At 68.1% G+C, this 14,432-nt stretch carries 12 protein-coding genes; 3 read left to right on the top strand and 9 right to left on the bottom strand.

Translation table 11 applies throughout. From position 1 onward, the window contains the following. Positions 1–29: 29 nt before the first annotated feature. The 7 genes from OHB24_RS26980 to OHB24_RS26950 are packed head-to-tail and all read right to left on the bottom strand — an operon-like array spanning position 30 to position 8,437. A complete protein-coding gene (locus OHB24_RS26980) occupies positions 30–1,307 on the bottom strand; it encodes an alpha/beta fold hydrolase (RefSeq protein ID WP_327633638.1) in 1,278 nt (425 codons plus the stop codon). Beyond that, positions 1,304–2,128 carry an ATP-binding cassette domain-containing protein gene (locus tag OHB24_RS26975; RefSeq protein WP_327633637.1) on the bottom strand — a complete coding sequence of 275 codons (825 nt, stop codon included), beginning with the start codon at positions 2,126–2,128 and terminating at the stop codon, positions 1,304–1,306. The genes OHB24_RS26980 and OHB24_RS26975 overlap by 4 nt, the downstream gene beginning before the upstream one ends. Continuing rightward, positions 2,125–2,928 (bottom strand): ABC transporter ATP-binding protein, encoded by an 804-nt coding sequence (locus OHB24_RS26970; RefSeq protein ID WP_327633636.1) that lies wholly within the window; start codon positions 2,926–2,928, stop codon positions 2,125–2,127. The genes OHB24_RS26975 and OHB24_RS26970 overlap by 4 nt, the downstream gene beginning before the upstream one ends. Further along, positions 2,925–3,908: an ABC transporter permease gene (locus OHB24_RS26965; RefSeq protein ID WP_327633635.1), complete on the bottom strand. Its 984-nt coding sequence runs from the start codon at positions 3,906–3,908 to the stop codon at positions 2,925–2,927. The genes OHB24_RS26970 and OHB24_RS26965 overlap by 4 nt, the downstream gene beginning before the upstream one ends. Next, a complete protein-coding gene (locus OHB24_RS26960) occupies positions 3,905–4,852 on the bottom strand; it encodes an ABC transporter permease (protein WP_327633634.1) in 948 nt (315 codons plus the stop codon). Before OHB24_RS26960 ends, OHB24_RS26965 begins: the two co-directional genes overlap by 4 nt. Positions 4,853–4,880: 28 nt before the next feature. After that, entirely contained in the window at positions 4,881–6,578 is a 1,698-nt protein-coding gene (locus OHB24_RS26955) for an ABC transporter substrate-binding protein (RefSeq protein WP_327633633.1), read from the bottom strand. Continuing rightward, on the bottom strand, positions 6,578–8,437 hold the full coding sequence (locus tag OHB24_RS26950) for a glycoside hydrolase family 127 protein (protein ID WP_327633632.1): 1,860 nt from the start codon (positions 8,435–8,437) through the stop codon (positions 6,578–6,580). Before OHB24_RS26950 ends, OHB24_RS26955 begins: the two co-directional genes overlap by 1 nt. A gap of 118 nt (positions 8,438–8,555) precedes the next feature. Here OHB24_RS26950 and OHB24_RS26945 point away from each other — a divergent pair, with 118 nt between their 5' ends. Beyond that, on the top strand, positions 8,556–9,188 hold the full coding sequence (locus OHB24_RS26945) for a hypothetical protein (protein ID WP_327633631.1): 633 nt from the start codon (positions 8,556–8,558) through the stop codon (positions 9,186–9,188). 67 nt (positions 9,189–9,255) lie between these two features. Beyond that, the gene (locus tag OHB24_RS26940) at positions 9,256–9,948 is read left to right on the top strand and encodes a hypothetical protein (protein WP_327633630.1); all 693 of its coding nucleotides are present in this window, start codon (positions 9,256–9,258) and stop codon (positions 9,946–9,948) included. A gap of 1 nt (position 9,949) precedes the next feature. Here OHB24_RS26940 and OHB24_RS26935 read toward each other — a convergent pair whose 3' ends face one another. Further along, positions 9,950–12,472, bottom strand: a complete 2,523-nt coding sequence (locus OHB24_RS26935; RefSeq protein ID WP_327633629.1) for a polynucleotide kinase-phosphatase — start codon at positions 12,470–12,472, stop codon at positions 9,950–9,952. After that, entirely contained in the window at positions 12,469–13,869 is a 1,401-nt protein-coding gene (locus OHB24_RS26930) for a 3' terminal RNA ribose 2'-O-methyltransferase Hen1 (RefSeq protein ID WP_327633628.1), read from the bottom strand. Before OHB24_RS26930 ends, OHB24_RS26935 begins: the two co-directional genes overlap by 4 nt. A gap of 219 nt (positions 13,870–14,088) precedes the next feature. Here OHB24_RS26930 and OHB24_RS26925 point away from each other — a divergent pair, with 219 nt between their 5' ends. Further along, positions 14,089–14,412, top strand: coding sequence for a hypothetical protein (locus OHB24_RS26925; RefSeq protein ID WP_327633627.1), 324 nt, complete (start codon positions 14,089–14,091; stop codon positions 14,410–14,412). Positions 14,413–14,432 lie beyond the last annotated feature (20 nt).

Below are 14,432 nucleotides of genomic sequence, written 5' to 3'. Positions count from 1 at the left end.
GGTCGCCGCCTATTGTGAAGCACCGGTCATCAGTGATTCGGGATGCCACCCCCGATGGACGCGACCAGCTCGGTGAGCCGCTCGAAGACCCGCGGCGTGCTCAGCCCGTCGTGCTCGTACTCGTTCGTCACCCACGCCTGCACGTTGCCGACCCGGTGCGCGGTGTCGAGCTGCAGCCCGGAGTCGACGTACATGTCGTCGAAATACACCGCGGCAGCCACCGGTACGTCGTTCGCGGCGAGCTGCTCGAGGTCGTACAGCTCCGACCAGCGCGGCCGCTGCGCCAGCACCTCGACCGCGCCCTGGAACGGCCGCAGCCCGCGAATCTCGGAGAACATCCAGGGGTACATCATCTCGCCGGTGAACAGCAGCGGCCGCGCGTCCTCGGCGAACTCCGGATGCCGCGCCCGCTCCGCCTCGGCCGCCCACCCGGTCGCCCCGTCACCGGAGCCGTAGATGCTCTCCTGCAACGCGGCGAACAGCGGTTCCGCGAGGTACGACGACGATCCCAGCACCTGTCCGAGGAAGCCGTCGGACAGGTCGTCGCCGTCGAAGGCCTCGTCGATCAGCCAGTGGATGCGCTCGTACCCGGGCTTCATCCCGAAGTCGATCCCGAGCGACTGCAACCGCCGTACCGTCAGCCGATCGCCGTCCGGGAGCCGTACGTCGGACTCCGCCAGCCGGTCCGCGATCCGGCCGATCCGCTCCACGTTGTGCGGGTACCGCCGGTAGAACTCCCGGTTCTTGGCGGCCACCCGCGGATAGGTCCGCCGGTATACCTCGGCCGCCGACGGGTCGATCGACGCGAGCCCACCGGTCACGTAGCACGCGGTCAAGGCGTCAGGTGCCTTCGACAAGTAGGTGAGCGTGAGGAAACCGCCGTAGCTCTGGCCGAGTGTCGACCAGCGGCGGCCGCCGAAGACCTTGTTCCGCAGCGCCTCGGCGTCCGAGATGATCGAGTCCGCGCGGAAACACGCGAGGTAGTCGGCGCCTTCCTCGGCCGACATCGACGCCATCCGCCGCCCGCTGACCGGCGTACTCCGGCCAGTGCCGCGCTGGTCCATCAGCACGATCCGGTAGTTCTTCAGCGCGTGCTCGATCCACCCCGACACCCCGGTCGGCCGCGGCCCCTTCCCGCCGGGACCGCCCTGCAGGTGCAGCAGGCACGGCAGGTCCTCGTCCTTCCGCGTCGGATCGATCAGCTCCCGCGCGAACACCGTGATCGACTCGCCCGGGTTCGACCAGTCGAGCGGCACCGAAAGCTCGTGCTCACGAACGTGCATGCCCGGAATCGTGTAGCTGATCATGAAGCCTTCTTCCCCCTGCGTCTGGCGTCCCATTCCGGGTTGATCCGCGGTACGGCGGCCAGCAGCGTCTTGGTGTACTCGTCCTGAGGATCCCCGAACACCTGGTCCCGTGTCCCCACCTCGACGATTCTTCCTCGGTTCATCACCGCGACCCGCTGCGAGATCTGCCGTACGACGGCCAGGTCGTGCGCGATGAAGACGTAGCTGAACCCGCTCTCCCGCTGCAGCCGCATCAGCAACTCCAGCACCTGCGCCTGGATCGACACGTCGAGCGCCGACACCGCCTCGTCGCAGATCACCAGCTTCGGGTTCACCGCGAGCGCCCGGGCAATCCCGATCCGCTGCGCCTGGCCGCCGGAGAACTGCGCCGGGTAGCGCCGGCAGTGGTCCGGGTTCAGGCCGACCCGCTCCATCAGCTCCTGGGTGAACGCCCGTCGCCCTTTTGCAGGCGTGATCCCCTGGTACGTCAGCGGCGCGGTGACGATCCGCTCGATCGTGTACCGCGGGTTCAGCGACGAGAACGGGTCCTGGAACACCACCTGCACGTTGTTCCGGAACGACGCCAGCTCCTTGCCCTTGGCCCTCGTCACGTCCTGCCCGTCGAACACGACCGTACCGGCGGTCGGCTCGAGCAGCCGCGCCGCGATCCGCGCGGTCGTGGACTTGCCGCTGCCCGACTCGCCCACGATCGCGAGCGTCTCGCCGAGCTCGACCTCGAAGCTCACGTCGTCGACCGCCGTGAACACCGACTTGCGAGCCATCGTCCCTTCGCCGCGCGTAACGAACTGTTTCGTCACGCCCTTCACTTCCAGCAAAGTCACAGTGCCACCTCATCGTCGATCCGCGGTACGGCGTCCAGCAGCATCCGCGTGTACTCGTGCCGCGGATCCGAGAACACCTGCTCTGCGGTCCCGTACTCGACCGGATCACCCGACTGCATCACCAGCACCCGCTGGGCGATCGAGCTGATCACCGCGAGATCGTGGGTGATGAACATCATCCCGGTCCCGGTGGTGGACTGCAGTTCGCCGAGCAGCTCCAGGATCTGCGCCTGCACGGTCACGTCCAGCGCGGTCGTCGGCTCGTCCGCGATCAGCAACGACGGTGAACAGCACAACGCCATCGCGATCATCACGCGCTGCCGCATGCCGCCGGAGAACTGGTGCGGGTAGTGGTCGACCCGCCGCGCCGCGTCCGGGATGTGCACCCGCTCCAGCGCCTCGATCGCGACCCGCCTCGCGGCCCGCCGCGATCCGCCGCGATGGGTCCGGTACATCTCCTCGATCTGCAGACCCACCGTGTAGTAGGGATTCAGCGACGACAGCGGGTCCTGGAACACCATCGAGATCGCGTTGCCCCGCACGGATCTGAGGTCGCGGTCCGAGCGCCCGAGCAACTCGGCGCCGTCCAGCCGGACGCTGCCCGACGTACGGGCGCCACGCGGCAGCAGCCCGAGTACGGCGAGCGCGGTCATCGACTTGCCCGACCCGGACTCGCCGACGATCCCGACCGTCTCGTCCCGGCCGACCGTGAACGACACGTTCTTCACCACGTCGACCGGTCCACGACTGGTCGGCAAAGTGACCGTCAGATTGTCGACAACGAACAATTCGTCGCTCATGACGACACCACCCGGACCCGTGGATCGAGGGCCGTGTACAGCAGGTCCACCACAACGTTGCCGATGACAACGAAGAAGGCGGCGAGCAGGGTGACCGCCATGATCACCGGCTGGTCGTTCTTGGCGATCGAGTCGGCGGCCATCTTGCCGATCCCGTTCAGCCCGAACACGGTCTCGGTGATCAGCGCGCCGCCGAGCAGCCCGGCGAAGTCCATCCCGAAGATCGTGGTGATCGGCGTCAGCGCGGGCCGCAACGCATGCCGGCGCATGATCAGCGCACCGCTCAGTCCCTTGGCCCGCGCGGTCCGGTAGTAGTTCTCGGCCAGCGTGTCGATGACATTGCTCCGGGTCAGCCGTGCGTACAGACACGCGTAGCCGACAGCGAGCACGACCCACGGCATCAGGTACGACTCGAACCACAGCAGCGGGTTGTCCGCGAACGGCACCGCCGACGGGAACGGCAGCACCTGCAGCTTCACGACCAGCACGTACTGCAGCAACAACGCGAGCACGTAGTTCGGCACGCTCACACCGCCGAGCGCGAGGCCCATCGCGGACCGGTCCCACCACGTGCCCTGCTTGACCGCGCTGAGCAGACCGCCGATCACACCGACGAGCAGCCAGAGTACGGCGGCACCGACCGCGACCGTGATACTCACCGGAAGCCGCGCGGTGATCATGCTCCACACCGACTCGTTGGTCTGGAAGCTGTACCCGAGACACGGTGCCGAGCAGTGCACCGAGCCGTAGTCGCGGCCTGCGAAGATCCCGCTCAGGAAGTCCCAGAACTGCGTGAGCAGCGGCTGGTTGAGCCCGAGCACGTCACGGATCGAGTCGATGCGCTCCGGCGTACAGGTCTTGCCGCAGATCATCACCGCGGGATCCGGAGAGAGTTTGAAGAAGATCAGGTACGTGAACAGACAGACGGCCAGCAGGATCAGTACGACGCCCCCGAGCCGGCCCAGGACGTAGCGCATCATGCGGCTTCTCCTTGGTCGATGAGGGTGCGGATCTTGTCGCCGAGGACGGTCAGCGAGAGCACGGTGAGGAACAGGAACAGGCCGGGGATCGCGAAGAACATCGGGTCCACCGAGTACCAGCTCACCGAACTCGCGATCATCTGGCCCCAGGACGCGGTCGGCGGCGAGACACCGACGCCGAGGAAGGACAGGCCCGCCTCGGTGCCGATGTAGCCGGGGATCGCGAGGGTCGTCATCACGACGATCGAGCCGCGCAGGTTCGGCAGGATCTCCCGGAACACCACCTGCGAGTCCTTCGCCCCGGACGCCCGCGCCGCCTCGACGAACTCCCGGTTCGCCAGCGTCATCGTCTGGCCGCGGATCACCCGCGCCAGGTACGGCCAGCCGAACGCGCTGATCACCACGACCAGCAGCACCGGCCGGTTCCCGGACGGCAGCGAGGACAGGATCGCGATCATGAAGATCAGCGCCGGGAACGCCATCAGGAAATCCATCAGCCGGGAGATCACCTGGTCGACCCAGCCGCGGTAGAACCCGGCGAGCATGCCGAGCACGACGCCGAGGATCCCGGTCAGCAAGGTTGCAGACAATGAGATTGTTATCGATACCCGCGCGCCGTACACGATCCGGGCGAACAGGTCCCGGCCGTTCTGCGGCTCGACGCCGAACCAGTGCGAGCCGCTGACCCCGCCGAGCGACCCGTACGGTACGCCGCCGAGGTCGGAGTTGATCGCCGCCGAGTCGAACTGGTACGGCCCCCACCCGCTGAGCTTGGTGATCAGCGGCGCGGCGACCGCCATCAGGACCACGATCGCCAGGAACAACAGGCACGCGAGCGCGCCCTTGTCCCTGGTGACCGCGGTGAGGATCCGCCGGCCCGAAGTGGGCGGCGCCGCGGACGGCACCGCCTCCTCAACCTCGACGAGAGTAGGGCTGGTTGTCACGACTCCCCCAACCCTCTCGTTCCTTCCATCACTTGCTGCTGTCCTTCAGTCCGACCGAGACCAGGTCGATGCCGCCCGAGAATCCGTCGTGCAGGTAGGCGCCGCCGATGTTGCTACCGACAAGCATCAGGACCTTCTCGTACAGCAGCGGGACGACCGGCGCCAGCGCCATGATCTGCTTGTCCAGTTCGCCGTACGCCTTGTTCGCCGCCTGGACGTCGGTCAGCTTGGCGATCTCGTCGATCTTCGCGTTCACGCCCGGGTCGTTCAGCTGCGCCAGGTTGCTGTTGCCCTTCGGCGTGATGTTGCGGCCGTCGAACAGCGGCGGCAGGAAGGTCGCACCGGACGGCCAGTCAGGGCACCAGCCGGTGATCGCCGCGTCGTGCTGCTGCGAGGTCGTACCGATCACCTCGTAGTACGTCGCGGTGTCGATGGTGTTGATCTTCACGGTGATCTTCAGCGGCTCGAGCGCCTGCTGGATCGCGACCGCCATCGCCTGCATCTTCGGTTGCGCCCGGGTGTCGAGCGTCATCGTGAAGCCATTGGCGAAACCGGCCTCGGTCAGCAGCTTGCGGGCGCCGTCGACATCACCCTTGTGGTCCGGGCTCGGGTACGGGTCGTAGTCCACCCGCCCGGCGATGGTCGGCGGCTGGATGCTGGTGGCGATCTCGGCGAGCGTCGACCCGCCGACCGCGTCGCGGACGGTCTGCTTGTTCACCGCGAGGTTGATCGCCTGCCGCACCTTCACGTTGTCCAGCGGCTTCTTCGTGGAGTTGAGCCCCATGTACGTCGTACAGCCGCCGAGACCGCTCATCGTGCGCTGCTTGAGCTGCGCGGTCTGGACCCGGGCCACCGTGGCGGCCTGGATGGTGCCGGCGATCGCGTCGGCGTCGGTGCCCTGGCCGGCGATCATCCGCTCGTCGATCGTCGCCGGGTCGAGGCCGAACGTCCACTGGTACGCGTCCGGGTTCGCGGCCCGGACGTCGTCGGTCTTCTTGTCCCACTTGTCGTTGCGGACCAGCTTGAGCGACGCGCCCGGCTTGTACTCGGAGAGCTTGTACGGCCCCGACGCGATCGGCTTGCTGTCCAGCGCGTTGCCCGCGCCCTGCCCCTTCGGCACCGGCGTGAACGTGTTCTGCGCGACCACGCTGCCGAAGTCGGCGTACGGCTTCTTCAGGTGGAACACGATCGTCTTCGCGTCCGGCGTCGCGATCGTCGCCAGGTCACCGGACTTGTAAGGCCCTTGGTACGACGCGGGCGCGTCGATCAGCTGCTTCGCGTACGGCGAGCCGATGCCGACCTCCGGATCCCAGGCCCGCGAGACACCCCACTTCACGTCGGCACTCGTGATCGGCGCACCGGTCTCGAAGAACAGGCCGTCCTTCAGCGTGAACGTCCAGGTCTTGCCGCCGTCGGACGGCTTGCCCGTGTCGGTGGCGAGGTCCGGCACGATCTTGGTGCCGTCGGCCCCCGGTGCGGCGCCCTGGGTGGTGAGCGTGCGGTAGATCAGCCGGTAGAAGTTGTTGACGCCGCCGTCGAAACCGCGGGCCGGGTCGAGGTGCGAGAAGCCTGCGTTCGCGAGCACCTGGAGCGTGCCGCCCTGCGCGGCCTTGGCGCCGGGGCCGGCGGATTCACCGCTCGCGCCGCCGGACGTGTTGCCGCCGCACGCGGTCAGCGCGAGCGCCGCCGATGCCACGAGCCCCACCAGCATGGAAGTTCTCTTCATCAGTCTTCTCTTTCCGTTCGCAGCCACACACGCATGGCCAGGGCCTGACGGTTTCCCCACAGGAAGTACGGCACGAACGTCACCGGTACCTCGTCGATGGCGGATCCAGGGGTCTGTTGGTCGGTGATCACGGGATAGAGCTCGCGAGGCGGCGCCGGCGCGACACCCGCGGTCAGTTCAAGCACGAGATGGTCGTCCTGCCGGCGCGCGATCGCCTTGGTGACGGCGGTCGGCGTGAGCAGCAGGTCGTCGACCGGTGCGGTGGCATCTTGTTGCTCGACGCAATAAATCAACGGTCCGCGGGCGACGGCGATCGCGCCTCGGGTCGCGTCGAGGTACGGGTGCGATCCGTGCGCTCTCGGTGCCATCGGCAACGTCAGCCGCAGTACGTCGCCACGCTTGAAGTTTCGGGTCGTCACGGCCCAGCCGACGGCTACGGACTGTCCGTCGAGCTGCGCGTCCGAAGCCCATCCCGGGATGCGGAGGGCGATCGCCCGCTCCTCGGCCGGTGCGTCCTCGACGGTCAGCGTGACCTCGCCGTCCCACGGGTAGTCGGTGGTGACCTTGACGCTGAGATCGCCCGCGGTGATGCGGGCGTCGGCGTAGGTCCCGACGTACAGGATGTTGTCGCGGGCAACTGCTACGTGGTCCTGGAGTTCGGACATCCAGCGGATGATGTTCGGCGGGCAGCACGGGCAGCCGAACCATGACCGGCGGAGAAGTTCGCCGCCGTCCTCGGCGCCGGAACGCTGCTCGTGATCCGGCCGGCGCTGCAGCGGGTTGTCGTAGAAGAACGCCGTACCGTCGGCCGAAAGCCCAACGGCGTAAGCGTTGTAGAGCACAGTCTCGTACACGTCGAGGTACGACGCCTTGCCGGTGGCGCGGAACATCCGCCAGGCCCACTGCATCGTCGCGATCGCCGCGCACGTCTCGGCGTACGCCCGCTCGGACGGCAGCTCGTACCGGTCGCCGATCGCCTCGTCGGAGTGCCGGCTGCCGAGCCCGCCGGTGAGGTACAGCTTGGTCGCGACCATGTCGTCCCACAGCCGCTCGAGCGCTGCCAGCAGCGTCGGGTCCCCGGTCTCCAGGTGTACGTCGGCCGCGCCCGCCGCGAGGTACGCCATCCGTACGGCGTGACCGGTAACGGACGGCAACTCGCGGAACGGCACGTGGTCCTGGAAGTACTCCCCCGGGAAGATCGTGTGCTTGAGCTTCCCCTGACCGCGCCGGTCGACGAACAGCCGGGCCTGGGTGAGGTAGTCCTCGTTGCCGGTTTCACGATAAAGCTCGACGAGCGCCATCTCGACCTCCGGATGCCCGTCGACAACCTCCTCGCCGTCTTCGCCGTACTTCCGGACGACGAGATCCGCGAACCGCCGGGCGATTGTCAGCAATCGACCATCGGACAATCTGCGATGCGCCGCGACGGCCGCCTGGATCAGGTGGCCGAGGTTGTAGAGCTCATGACCCCAGCCGAGGTCCGACCACGGCTGCTTGGGCTGGTCCGGGTCCTGGAAGTACGAGTTCAGGTAGCCGTCCTCGGCCTGCGCCTGCCCGAGCAGGTCGACGACCTCGTCGAAGAACTCCCGCGCACCGGCCGGCGCCCCGTCTACTGCACCGTCGCGATCGACCTCGTAGGCGAGGCCCTCCAGCGTCTTGTAGAGATCGGTGTCCAGGAACGGGTACCGCCCGCGGTACGGCCCGATCGACGGGTCGGCCAGCCGCCGGAGGTTCTCGAGGTTCCCGGCCTTGCGCAGCTCCGTGATCGCATGCGGGATCGTCGCCCGCCGGTTCCGCTGCTGCCAGTTGTGCAGCAGCCCTCCGGTCAGCTCGACACTCAGATCTGTACCGTGTGACATTGCACAGACCTTAAGTGCAATGTCACACCTTGCCAACCCCCCACGAAAGACGTTTACACACCGGAAACGATCCACCCCGTCACGATCCGGTGGCCCTCCGCAAGGGCATCGTGTTTCCGTGACCGCCCCAAGCCTCGACCTCCGCCGCCGGCCCACCCGCGCCGCCGGCAACCTCTTCCGCGTCACCGCCGCGGTAAGTTTCCTGACCCTCCCCCTGCTCTGGGCGGTCTACCTGCTGCGCCCACTGGCCGAGCCCGACTCGTGTCCCCCAGACGCTCGCGAGGCCTGTCCTCCGAGCCTCGATACGGTCGGCGGATCCGTCAACGAACTGGTACTCCTCCTGGCGACGGCCTGCTTGGAGCTCATGGCGATCGCCTGTTACCTGGCCTGGGCGGCTGCACGCCGGAACCTCGACCTACGGTCCGGCCTCCGGTGGTCGCCGCTCGCGATCACGATCGTGGCCCTGGCCGTCGGCGGCTTCGGCTGGCTGATCGACGAGGGCGACCTGAACGGCATCGATTCCGTAGCGCTCGGCTTGCTGCTCCTGTTCGCACTGTGGCTATTCACCCCACTGGCTCTGTACGGCGTACACCGCGGTGATCGGCGTGCGGTAATCCCAGTCGTGGTTGGTCTCGCACCGACAGCCGTCTGCAACGCGATCGTGGTCCCGGACGCCCCGGTCGGCGCGCTGCCGGCCGTGATGCTCGTCGTGTCCGCGGTGGTCGTCGTCATCGTCCGCCGCCGCGAATGAGCTCACGTCCTCGGCCAGCGAAACGATCGACTGCGCTTGTGCCGGGCAATGCTGGAGGCAGTCTCAGGTGTCAACCGGGTTCCTCGGTCAGCACCCGATGGCCCTCCGCAGCGAGATCGTGTTCCTTGTGACCACCCAGCAACTCGATCTCCGCCGGCCGCCCACCAGGCCCGCCGCCGGCAGTCTGTTCCGCGTGACGGCTGCGGTGAGCTTCCTCAGCATTCCGCTGCTCTACGTCGCCTACCTCGTGGTCCCGCCTGAGGAGATCCCTTGCCAGGACCACGCCTGCCCGCCGTCGGTCGACGTGGTCAGACGTTCGGTCGAGCCGTGGGAGGTCGTCCTCGCGGCCGCGGGCGTCGAGCTCGTCGTGATCGCCTGCTATCTCGTCCTGGCCGCGGCGCGCCGGACGCTCGACCTGCGCACCGGTCTGCGATGGTCACCTGCAGCGGTCGCCGTCGTGGCGCTCTCCGTCGGCAGCTTCGGCTGGCTGATGGACAACGGCGCCGGGCTCAGCTTCGACGCCGCAGAACTCACCTTCTTGCTCTTGCTCGCCGCGTGGCTGCTCGCGCCGCTGATCCTGTACGCCGTGCATCGGGGCGACCGGCGCGCCGTGCTCCCCGTCGTGGTCGGCCTCGCCCCAACCGCCCTCGGCAACGCGATCCTGATCGAGAACGACCCGCTCGTCGCGCCGATGGCGATGCCCGTGATCATGCTCGTGGTCAGCGTGAGTACCGTTCTGGTCGTGCGTCGGCGGCGGTGAGTCAGAGGCGCGGGTCGATCGGTTCGGATTCGAGGGCCAGTACGGCGAAGACGCATTCGTGGATGCGCCAGAGGGGTTCCCCGCGGGCGGCGCGGTCGAGGGACTCCAGGCCGAGGGCGTACTCGCGGAGGGCCAACGAGCGTTTGTGGCCCAGGTTGCGGTCGCGGAGGCGGCTGAAGTTGGCCGGCTCGGTGTAGTCGGGGCCGTAGATGAGCCGCAGGTACTCCTGCCCGCGCACCTTCAGTCCCGGCTGGGCGAGACCCTTCGCCGTGCGGGTCAGGTTCGCGGCGGGCTTCACCACCATGCCCTCTCCGCCGGCCCCGGTCATCTCCTCCCACCACGCGATCCCGGCGTCCCAGTTGTCCGCATTCACGAACAGCCGCCGTGTCTTGGTGATCAATTCCGGGCCCGCAGCAACCATCCGGTCCGCGACGCCGAGGTGCCAAGCATGCGGTTGTTCCTGGTACGTCGCCCCTTCGGATGCAAGCACCTGGAACGGTGCGACACGTACGCCGTCGAGCCCGTCGGTCGGCCAGCAGTACCGTCGGTACGCCGCGGTGAACCGCTCCACATTCGCCGTACGGCGCTCGGCCGACGCCAGCAGATCGCCCACGTCCAGGCCGGTCGCCTGGGCAGAACGTAGCGCAGCGGTTGCTGCTGGCAACGACGTACGAGCGGCTGCACCGACGGCGGCGTACTGGTTCCGGAGCAGGTCTTCGGCCTTCGCGCTCCACGGCAGCAACTCGGCGTCGAGCAGCAGCCAGGACGTGTCGAGTTCATCGAAGACACCGGCAGCCGAGGCGACCGCGCGCAGGCGGAGCAGCAGCTCGTCGGTCAGCTCAGCGTCGAAGAAGGACCGCCCGGTGCGAGTGTGGATCGCGCCGCGACCGGCCAGACCGAACCGCTTCTCGGCCACGTCGTCGTCTCGCGTCAGCAACACGACCGCCCGCGAACCCATGTGCTTCTCCTCGCACACCAGCTCGGTGACACCCTGGCCCCGGAACGTCTCGAACGCCTGCCGCGGGTGTTCCAGCAACCCCGGCTCCGGCGATGTGGCGACCGGGCTCATCGTCGGCGGCAGATACAGCAGGAACCGCGGATCGATCGCGAACCGGCTCATCACTTCCAGCGCAGCACCGGCCTGCTCGGCCCGGATGCTCAGCCGCCCGTGCGATGCGGTCTCGATCACCCGGCGCCCGGTCACGTCGGTCAGCTCGAGTACGTCGGGCTCACGCGCCGGCGCCGTTGCCACATGCAACGGTTTCGCCGGGGCGTAGTACTCCTCGGCAGCCTGCACCGCCACGAGCTCCCGCTCCGGGTAGCGCAGCGCGGTCAGCGATCCTCCGAAGACACAGCCCGTGTCGAGGCAGATCGTGTTGTTGATCCACTCCGGCTCGGGCGTCGGCGTGTGACCGTAGACGACCGTCGCGCGACCGCGGTAGTCGTTCGCCCACGGGTAGCGCACCGGCAGCCCGAACTCGTCGGTCTCCCCGGTCGTCTCGCCGTACAGGCAGAACGAGCGGACGCGTCCCGACGTACGACCGTGCATCCGTTCGACCAGGCCGGCGTGCGACACGACGAGCTTGCCGTCGTCGAACACGTAGTGCGAGATCAGCCCGTCGATGAACGCCGCGACCTCGTCGCGGAACTCCGAAGGCTCGGCGGCCAACTGCTCCAGCGTCGTCTCGAGGCCGTGGCTGATCTTCACGTTCTTGCCCCGCAGCGCACGCAGCAACTTGTCCTCGTGGTTGCCGGGGACGCAGTAGGCGTTGCCGCCCGCAACCATTCCCATCACGAGCCGGAGTACGCCGGGAGAGTCGGGACCGCGGTCGACGAGGTCGCCGACGAAGATCGCCCGCCGGTCCGGGTGGACGGCGTCGACCGGCCGGCCGGCGTCGTCACGGGTCAGGGTGTAGCCGAGGTCGGTGAGCAGCCGCTCGAGTTCCGGACGGCACCCGTGGACGTCGCCGATGATGTCGAACGGGCCGGTCTGGTCGGTCAGGTCGTTGTACAGCCGGGTCCGTTCGATGCTGACGGCATCGATCTCCTCGACGCTTTCCAGCACGTGAACGGTCCGGAAGCCTTCACGCTTCAGGCTGCGCAGGCCGCGCTTCAGCTGCGAGCGCTGCCGGGCGATCACCTTCGCCCCGAACTGCCGGTCGGACCGCTGCTCGTTCCGCTCGACGCAGACGCGCTCCGGCGGGTCGAGCACGATCGCGACCGGAAGTACGTCGTACTCGCGGGCCAGGTTCACGAGCTCCTTGCGGGCCTCCGGCTGCACGTTGGTGGCGTCGATCACCGTCAGCCGCCCGGCGGCCAGCCGCTTCCCGGCGATGAAGTGGAGCACCTCGAAGGCGTCCTTCGTCGCGGCCTGGTCGTTCTCGTCGTCCGAGACGAGTCCGCGGCAGAAGTCGCTCGAGATCACCTCGGTCGCCGGGAAGTGCTTGCGCGCGAACGTGGACTTGCCGGAACCGCTGGCACCGACCAGCACGATCAGCGAGAGAGCTGGTACGTCGATCTTCATCGGGCCTCCTCCCGGCGGAACAGCGCGAGCTGGGTCGGCGGTCCTACCTCAGGGTCCTCGGCACCGACGGGCCGGAACTGCACGGTGTAGCCGAAGCGGTCCGCGACCTGCTGGGACCAGGTCCGGAACTCCGCGCGGGTCCACTCGAAGCGGTGGTCCGGGTGCCGGAACTTGCCGGCCGGGAGGGACGGGAAGCGCACGTTGTACTCGCTGTTCGGGGTGGTGACGACGGCCGCGGCAGGGCGCGCCGCGCGGAACACCGAGTCCGCCAGGGCAGGCAGGCGCGGCGGGTCGACGTGCTCGACGACCTCCATCAGTACGACGGCGTCGAGTCCGGCGAGCCGCTCGTCGGCGTACGTGACCGACGACTGCAGGAACTTCAACCGGTCCCGCTGACGATCCGGCAGGTCGTCGTAGTGCAGCCGCCGTTTGGCCCTGATCAGCGCCCGCGCCGACACGTCGGTCGCGATCAGCTCACCGATCATCGGGTCCTTCAGCAGCTCGCCCACCAGTGCGCCCTCGCCACATCCGATGTCCGCGATCCGCCGAGCGCCGAGCTCCCGCAGTACGCCGGCCACCGTCGTACGGCGTTCGACGGCCAGCGACACCGAGCCCTCGTCCGGGCTCTCCTCCGTCAGTTCAACCCCGTCCACCTCGGCCAGCCGCTCCAGGACAGCGTCGGCCAGGTAGCGCCGGTGTGCGAGGTAGCGGTGCGAGATCAGGTCCTTCTCGGGATGCGCGCCCAGCCAGCCCTCGCCGGCTCGGACGAGTTTGTCCACCTCGTCCGAGCCGACCCAGTAGTGCTTGGCGTCGTCGAGGACCGGGAGCATCACATACAAGTGTTTGAGTGCATCGGCCAGCCGCAGTACGCCGGTCAGCCGCAGGTCGACGTACCGCGAATCACCCCACGCCGGGATCTCCGGATCGAGCGGCACCGGCCGCGCGTCGACGGTCCAGCCGAGCGGCGCGAAGAACCGCTCCGCGAGATCGGCGCCGCCGTTGCAGGGGAGCGCCGGGACGTGCACCTCGAGCGGGATCGGCCGCGCGGCGAGGTCCGGGCGGGCGTCGCAGCGGCCGTTCATCGCCGTACGGAAGAGTTTTCCGAGCGCGACGGCGAGCAGGCTGGAGGCGGCGTACGGGCGGTCGTTGACGTACTGCCCGAGCGTGAAGCCCTCGGCCGCCGTGCCGCGGCCGGCCTTGACCAGGCCGATCGGGTCGATCTCGAGCAGCACCGCCGCCGTACAGCGCTCGCCGGTCGCCTCCGGGTAGAAGACATGGGCCGATCCCCCGGTGACGTCGATCGCCTGCGGACGGGCCGGGTTCTTGTGCAACAGGAACCCGAAATCGCTCGCGGGCGCGTCCACTCCGGCCAGATCGGTACCAATCGTCAGGAACACCGTGGTATTCGATCACGGGTCGAGGATTGAGACACGCGGATTCAGGTCTGGCGTGTTCGGGGGTTTGGTTCTAGCTTGTTTTGAGTAGATGAGTCGCTACAGACCGTCCTTCCCCGCTGACAGTCGGTATTGTCCCCGGTTTGTGGCGAGAGCCCATTCACGCCACCACTACGGGGAAAGGATCATGGCCGCTCTTTCACGCCTCACGGGGTGTCGCCGGTGAAACCCCAAACATTCGAACTCGTCCGTTACACCGACATCAGTGGAGTTTCCGGGACCGGCGTCGTCGCCGAAGGCTGTGTGTTCACCGACGGCTCGGTCGCCCTGCGCTGGCACGGCGCGAACCCGTCGACGGCCGTCTGGCCGGACCTGGACTCCATCCTCGCCGTCCACGGCCACTGCGGCGCCACCGTCGTGCGCTGGCTGGACGTCTCCGAGATGGAGACGGTACCGGGCACCGACCTGCTACCCGGCGAGCTCACGCACATCCTGGCCACCGGCCGCCGTACCCACGTCCACCCGCCGGCAGTCGCGTCGGCCTGACTGAAACTCGCCTGGCTGCC

This window comes from Kribbella sp. NBC_00482 (assembly GCF_036013725.1).
In the GTDB taxonomy this organism is placed as follows: domain Bacteria; phylum Actinomycetota; class Actinomycetes; order Propionibacteriales; family Kribbellaceae; genus Kribbella.
This window is presented reverse-complemented; position numbering and strand designations above follow the sequence as displayed.